Genomic DNA, 1,446 nt, shown 5'->3' on the forward strand with positions numbered 1-1,446 from the left:
CCCGCAGGGACTGGCTCGAACAGTGGGGGTACCAGCCGCTGCTGCTGGAAAGCTTCGTCGACCCGCGACACCATGCCGGCACCTGCTACCGTGCTGCCGGTTGGCAGTTGCTCGGAGAGACCAGTGGACGCGGGCTGGCCCGTCCTGGCCGCTCCTATCACAGCACGCCCCGCCAGGTGTGGGTCAAGCCGCTCGGCGCCGATGGTCGCGACCGGCTGTGCGCCGTGACCGGGAGCTCCCGGTCATGAGCAAGCCCTGCCGTCGTCTGACGCGTGCCGGCATCCGGGCGCAACGCGGCAACAAGAGACGGCAGGAGAAGGCACTGAACGCGACACAGCGCGCGATGGGATTCGTCCCCACCTCACCCGCGCCCTTGCCCAACCGTTGCTCGCCTTTCGCGACCATCGCCGAGGAACAAGCGGCCCGCGAGGACGCCGTGAGCAAACAGACGCGCCTCCTGCGCAAAGAGCTGCCGGCCTTGCTCGGTCAGCTGGAACAAATTCCCGACCCGAGAGACCCCAGGAAGCGCCGGCACAAGCTGACCGTGCTCTTGCTCTGGGGTCTGCTGATGTTCGTCTTTCAGTTCGCCTCCCGGCGCGAGACCAACCGCGAAATGACCCGTCCGCAGTTCCTGGCCAACCTGCAACTGCTGTTCCCGGAGATCGAGACCCTGCCACACGCCGACACCCTCTATCGGCTGCTGCGCGACATCGACCTGGCCCAACTCGAACAGGCGCACGTCGACTTGGTGCGACGCCTGATCCGCGGCAAGAGTGTCCGGCGCTATCTGATCAACCACTGCCATCCGATCGCCATTGATGGCTCGCAGAAACTCGCGGGCGACACCCTCTGGGCGGAGGAACTCCTGCAGCGCACCGTCGGCAAGGAGGAAACCCGTCATACCCAGTACTTTGTCTACGTGCTCGAGGCCAGTCTCGCCTTCCACAACGGTCTGGTCATCCCGTTGCTCAGCGAGTTCCTCGAACACGCGCTGGGCGATACCGAAGCGCAAAAGCAGGATTGCGAGCAGCGCGCTTTTGCGCGCTTGAGCGACCGGCTCAAGACGCTGTTTCCCCGCCTGCCGATCCTGCTTCTGCTCGACGGCCTCTACGCCAACGGGCCGGTGATGCAGCGCTGCTTGCGCGCCCACTGGCAGTTCATGATCGTGCTCAGGGACAAGGATTTGTCCACGGTCTGGCAGGAGTTGCGCGCGCTCCACGCCCTGAAGCCACAAGTCGTGCAGCGCGGTTGGGGAAGACGCCGGCAACACTTCAGCTGGGTCAACGACATCGACTACGCCTTCGCTGCCAACGGGCGTCAGCGTCTCAAGCTGAACCTGGTGGTCTGTGAGGAAAGCGGGGAGAAGATCGATGAACAGGCCAGGACCGTCACCGAAACATCGCGCCACGCCTGGCTCTCCAGCCAACCGCTCAGCCAAGACAAGGT

At 64.8% G+C, this 1,446-nt stretch carries 1 protein-coding gene and 1 pseudogene; both read left to right on the forward strand.

Going from position 1 to position 1,446, the window contains the following annotated elements:
* Window positions 1-248: pseudogene (locus tag CAPSK01_RS03610) on the forward strand (Druantia anti-phage system protein DruA); the annotation flags it as partial.
* The coding region (locus CAPSK01_RS03615; protein ID WP_273703024.1) for a transposase family protein at window positions 245-1,446 on the forward strand (1,202 nt) is incomplete at its 3' end. The pseudogene CAPSK01_RS03610 and the gene CAPSK01_RS03615, both read left to right, overlap by 4 nt.

Origin of the sequence: Candidatus Accumulibacter vicinus, from assembly GCF_000584955.1 — a bacterium.
Taxonomy (GTDB): domain Bacteria; phylum Pseudomonadota; class Gammaproteobacteria; order Burkholderiales; family Rhodocyclaceae; genus Accumulibacter; species Accumulibacter vicinus.